The 4,202-nt window shown below is 68.1% G+C and carries 4 protein-coding genes and 1 pseudogene; all 5 read left to right on the forward strand.

The genetic code is table 11. The annotated features are described in order from the left end of the window. The coding region (locus AC07OH_RS31890; RefSeq protein ID WP_495303366.1) for an ABC transporter permease at positions 1-927 on the forward strand (927 nt) is incomplete at its 5' end. A 3-nt stretch (positions 928-930) separates the two neighbouring features. After that, positions 931-1,770: an ABC transporter permease gene (locus tag AC07OH_RS31895; protein WP_062482920.1), complete on the forward strand. Its 840-nt coding sequence runs from the start codon at positions 931-933 to the stop codon at positions 1,768-1,770. After that, entirely contained in the window at positions 1,770-2,807 is a 1,038-nt protein-coding gene (locus AC07OH_RS31900) for an ABC transporter ATP-binding protein (RefSeq protein WP_495303367.1), read from the forward strand. The genes AC07OH_RS31895 and AC07OH_RS31900 overlap by 1 nt, the downstream gene beginning before the upstream one ends. Further along, on the forward strand, positions 2,807-3,802 hold the full coding sequence (locus AC07OH_RS31905; RefSeq protein WP_495303368.1) for an ABC transporter ATP-binding protein: 996 nt from the start codon (positions 2,807-2,809) through the stop codon (positions 3,800-3,802). The genes AC07OH_RS31900 and AC07OH_RS31905 overlap by 1 nt, the downstream gene beginning before the upstream one ends. Further along, positions 3,799-4,202, forward strand: a pseudogene (locus tag AC07OH_RS31910) (amino acid deaminase); the annotation flags it as partial. The gene AC07OH_RS31905 and the pseudogene AC07OH_RS31910, both read left to right, overlap by 4 nt.

A 4,202-nucleotide genomic window follows, 5' to 3' on the forward strand; every position in this document is an offset into this window, starting at 1 on the left:
GCCTCGCGCTTCGCCGGCATGCTCATCGTGCTGTCCCTGGTGGCCGTATTGGTCTTCGTGCTCACGCGCGCGGCTTCGGGCGACCCCATCTCCGTGCTGCTGGGCGACCAGGCCACCGCCGCCGACATCGCCCGCGTGCAGAAGGACTACGGCCTGGATAAACCCCTGCCCGTGCAGTTCGGCTACTGGCTGCGCGAAGTGCTGCAGGGCAACCTGGGCACCTCGATCTTTTTGCAGCGCCCGGTCACGCAGGCACTGTGGGAGCGCGCCGAGCCCACCACCTTGCTCGCGCTGCTGGCGGTGGCCATCGCCGCGCTCATCGGCGTGCCCTGCGGCATCGTCTCGGCCGTGTTCCGCGGCCGCGCGGTCGACCAGTTCTTCACCGGCATCGCGATGCTGGGCGCCAGCATCCCCAGCTTCTGGCTGGGCATCGTGCTGATCCAGATCTTCGCGGTGTCCTTCGGGTGGTTCCCGGTGTCGGGGTACGGCGCGCCCGATGCACCCTTTGCCGAGCGGCTGCACGCGCTGGTGCTGCCGGCCACCGTGCTGGGCCTGTTGAACTCCGCACTCATCATCCGTTTCACGCGCGCCTCGATGCTCGACGTGCTCGGTGAAGACTACGTGCGCACCGCGCGCTCCAAAGGCCTGAGCGAGAGCACCGTCGTCTTGAAGCACGCGCTGCGCAACGCGCTGGTTCCCATCGTCACCGTGATCGGCCTCACGGTCGCACTCATGATCGGCGGCGCCGTCATCACCGAGACCGTGTTCGGCCTGCCCGGCGTGGGCAATTTGGTGGTCAATGCCGTGCTGCGACGCGACTACCCGGTCATCCAGGGGGCGCTGCTCGTGATCGCCGCGATCTACGTGCTCATCAATTTCTCGATCGACCTGCTGTACGCGGTGGTCGATCCGCGCGTGAAGGTCTGAACGATGCGCATGCCTCGAATGCTCCGCCAGCTGATGCACCGCCGCATCGTGATGGTCTCCGCCCTGGTGCTGCTGGTGATTGCCGTGCTCGCTGTCGGTGCGCCGCTGTTCGCTTCGGCCGACCCCAACGACACTGCGGTGCTGCAGCGCCTGAAGGCGCCCAGCGCCGAACACCTGCTCGGAACCGACGAACTCGGACGCGACATGTATGCGCGCATCGTGCACGGCGCCCGTTACTCGCTGGCCATTGCGGCACTCACCGCACTGGGCGCGGTCATCGCCGGCACGGTGCTGGGTTTGATGGCAGGCTTCTTCCGCCGCCTCGATGCTCCCTTGATGCGCGTGGTCGACGCCATGATGTCCTTCCCCGACATCCTGCTGGCCATCGCGCTGGTGGCGATCCTCGGGCCCTCGCTGATGAACACCGTGCTCGCACTGGTGCTGGTCTACACGCCCCGTGTCGCACGTGTGGTGCGGGCCTCGACGCTGGTGGTGCGCGAACTGCTCTTCGTGGAGGCCGTGCGGGCCCTGGGCGTGCGCACCTCGCGCATCCTGTGGCGCCACATCCTGCCAAACCTGATGTCGCCCATCCTCGTGCAGGTGTCGTTCATCTTCGCCTACGCGATCCTGGCCGAAGCCGGCCTCTCGTTCCTCGGCGTGGGCGTGCCGCCCGAGATCCCCACCTGGGGCACCATGGTCGCGGGCAGCCAGCAGTACGCGCACCAGGCCTTCTGGGTCGTGCTGTTCCCGGGGCTGGCGATCATCTTCACGGCGCTGTCGCTGCAGTTGCTGGGCGATGGCGTGCGCGACTTGCTCGATCCGAAGCTCAAGAAGACATCGTGATGACGAACGCGAACACCACCCCACGCCTCACGGTCACCAACCTGAGCACGAGCTTCCCCACTGAAGACGGATTGATCCGGTCAGTGGCCGACGTGAGCTTTGCCATCCAGCCCGGCAAGACCACCGCGCTGGTGGGCGAATCGGGCTCGGGCAAGTCGGTCACCAGCCTCACGCTGATGCGCCTGCTGCCCAAGACCGCCAACGCGCAGGTCAGCGGCAGCGCCTCGTTCGTCACGCGCGAAGGCAAGACACTCGACCTGCTGCAGATCGGCGAACGCGAGATGCGCTCGCTGCGCGGCAACCAGCTGTCGATGATCTTCCAGGAGCCGATGACCAGCCTGAACCCGGTGTTCACCATCGGCGAGCAGATTGCCGAGAGCGTGCGCCTGCACAAGGGGCTCGACCGCAAGGCGGCACTGGCCCGTGCGCTGCGCATGCTGGAGCTGGTGGAGATCCCGGCCGCCGCCCAGCGCATCCACGAGTACCCGCACCAGCTGTCGGGCGGCATGCGCCAGCGCGTGATGATCGCGCTGGCCATGGCCTGCGACCCGACGCTGCTGATCGCCGACGAGCCCACCACCGCGCTGGACGTGACCATCCAGGCGCAGATCCTGGAGCTGATGCGCCGGCTGCAGGCCGAGACGGGCATGAGCATCCTGTTCATCACGCACAACCTGGGCGTGGTGGCGCACCATGCCGACGACGTGGTGGTCATGTACTCGGGCCGCGTGGTCGAGCGTGCGCCGGTGCGGCCGTTGTTCGCGCAGCCCGAGCATCCGTACACGCAGGGCCTGCTGGCCTGCCTGCCGGGCAAGGCTCGGGTTCCTGGGCAACCGAAGCCCAAGCGCTTGTTTGCGATCCGCGGGCAGGTGTCGAGTCCATTGGCGCCGCCGCCGGGCTGCGCCTTCGAGCCGCGCTGCGACCAGGCGCTGCCCGAATGTCGCAGCGCCATGCCGCCCCTGATCGACATTCGGCAAGACCGCCAGGCGCGCTGCGTGCGCGTGCAGCCCGACCAACCGCTCGCGAGGGCTGCATGATGACCACCGCTGTTTCTTCCTCGCCCCTCATCGAAGTCCGCGGCCTCAAGAAATACTTCGGCAGCAGCGAGCGCCCCGTGCGCGCAGTCGACGACGTGTCCTTCGCGATCCACCCCGGCGAGACGCTGGGCCTGGTCGGCGAATCGGGCTCGGGCAAGAGCACCATCGGGCGCACCGTGCTGCGGCTGGTCGAGCGCACCGAGGGCCAGGTGCTCTACCGCGGCGACGACATCGGCGACCTCTCCGGCGAGCGCATGCGCAAGCTGCGCAGCAAGCTGCAGATCATCTTCCAGGACCCGTACGCCAGCCTGAACCCGAAGATGCGCATCAGCGCCATCCTGGGCGAGGCGCTGTCCACGCACGGCCTGCACAAGGGCGCGGCGGCGCGCGACAAGCGCATTGCCGAGCTGCTGGAGACCGTGGGCCTGCGCCCCGAGCACGCCAGCCGCTTCCCGCACGAGTTCTCGGGCGGCCAGCGCCAGCGCATCGGCGTGGCGCGCGCGCTGGCCGTGGAGCCCGAGTTCATCGTGGCCGATGAGCCGCTGTCGGCACTGGACGTGTCGATCCAGTCGCAGGTGATCAACCTGCTGGCCGACCTGCGCGAGCGGCTCGGGCTGACGATGCTCTTCATCTCGCACGACCTCGATGTGGTCGAGTACCTGTGCGACCGCGTGGTGGTGCTGTACCTGGGCAAGGTGATGGAAGTGGCCACCACCGAGGAGCTGTTCGCGAACCCCTCGCACCCCTACACCCAGGCATTGCTGGCCGCGAGCCCGAAGCCCGATCCCGAGCTGGCCACCGAGCGCATTGCGCTCAAGGGTGACATTCCCAGCCCGATCTCGCCGCCCTCGGGCTGTGTGTTCCGCACGCGCTGCCCGCATGCCATCGAGGCCTGTGCGCAGACGGTGCCCAGCCTGGATGAGATTTCCGCAGGACACTACAGCGCCTGCATCCGCAAAGAACTGCTCTCCAACCTCGCCGTTGCACGACCATGACCGACACCGTTTCTTCCACCCAAGACTTCATCGACCCGCTGCTGAGCGACCGCTTCAAGGGCTATCCGCGCACGCAGCCGCCGCGCCTGCGCAGTGAAGTCGGCGCCGCCGGCTGGAACGTGCTGGCCGGCGACCTGCCGCTGCCGCTGGCCGTGCTCAAGCGCGAGGCGCTCGAACACAACCTCCAATGGATGCAGGCGCGCGTGCGTGAGTGGGGCATCGACCTCGCACCGCACGGCAAGACCACCATGTCGCCGCAGCTGTTCCAGCGCCAGCTCGACGCCGGCGCCTGGGGCCTGACCTTTGCCACCGTCACGCAGCTGGCCGTGGGCGTGGCGGCAGGCGCGCGCCGCACGCTGATCGCCAACCAGGTCGTGAGCGACGAAGACCTCGCAGGCAT

The sequence above is a fragment of the Variovorax sp. GW821-FHT10C12 genome (genome assembly GCF_059415405.1).

Excerpts from the sequence above, each read along its gene's own strand:
- AC07OH_RS31900 (WP_495303367.1), top strand. The coding sequence starts at position 1,770 with ATGACGAACGCGAACACCACCCCACGCCTCACGGTCACCAACCTGAGC.
- AC07OH_RS31895 (WP_062482920.1), top strand. The coding sequence starts at position 931 with ATGCGCATGCCTCGAATGCTCCGCCAGCTGATGCACCGCCGCATCGTG.
- AC07OH_RS31905 (WP_495303368.1), top strand. The coding sequence starts at position 2,807 with ATGACCACCGCTGTTTCTTCCTCGCCCCTCATCGAAGTCCGCGGCCTC.